The 768-nt window shown below is 65.6% G+C and carries 1 protein-coding gene; it reads left to right on the top strand.

Going from position 1 to position 768, the window contains the following annotated elements:
* The coding region (locus G4D85_RS48455) for a M4 family metallopeptidase (RefSeq protein WP_164021928.1) at positions 1-768 on the top strand (768 nt) is incomplete at both ends.

Genomic DNA, 768 nt, shown 5'->3' with positions numbered 1-768 from the left:
CCGACCATCCACGAGGCGCTCAACCGCCGGATGCACAACGGCAACAACACCAGCACCCTGCCGGGCGCGGTGGTGCGCACCGAGGGTCAGCCGGAGCACGCTGACCCCGTGGTCAACACCAACTACGACCACCTCGGCACCGTCTACAACTGCTACAACACGCTGTTCGGCCGCGACTCGTACACCAACACGGGCGCTGTCCTCATCAGCACCGTGCACCACCGCGTCGCGTACGTGAACGCCTTCTGGGACGGTACCCAGATGGTGTACGGCGATGGCGACGGCGTGAATGCCTCCAACCTGGCGAACTCGCTGGACGTGACGGCGCACGAGCTGACGCACGCCGTGACGGACGTCGAGTCGGACCTCATCTACTCGGGTGAGTCCGGCGGTCTGAACGAGTCCATGTCGGACATCTTCGGCGCGGTCTGCGAGTGGTACGGCGACGGCGCGGGTGATGTCTCGGCCCGTCACTGGCTGATCGGCGACGACATCTGGACGCCGAGCATCCCGAACGACGCGCTCCGCTACATGAACAGCCCGACGCTGGACGGCGACTCGCTGGACTACTACCCGGACTACTCGTCCGGCGTGGACGTGCACTACAGCTCCGGCATCTCCAACCTGGCGTTCTACCTGCTGTCGCAGGGTGGCACGCACCCGCGCGCCAAGACCACCCAGGTGGTCGCTGGCATCGGCATCGAGAAGGCCGCTCGCATCTTCTACAAGGCGAACGTCGACCTCCTCCTGCCGTCCTCCAACTTCGAG

The organism is Pyxidicoccus trucidator (genome assembly GCF_010894435.1).
GTDB classification, from domain to species: Bacteria; Myxococcota; Myxococcia; order Myxococcales; family Myxococcaceae; genus Myxococcus; species Myxococcus trucidator.
This window is presented reverse-complemented; position numbering and strand designations above follow the sequence as displayed.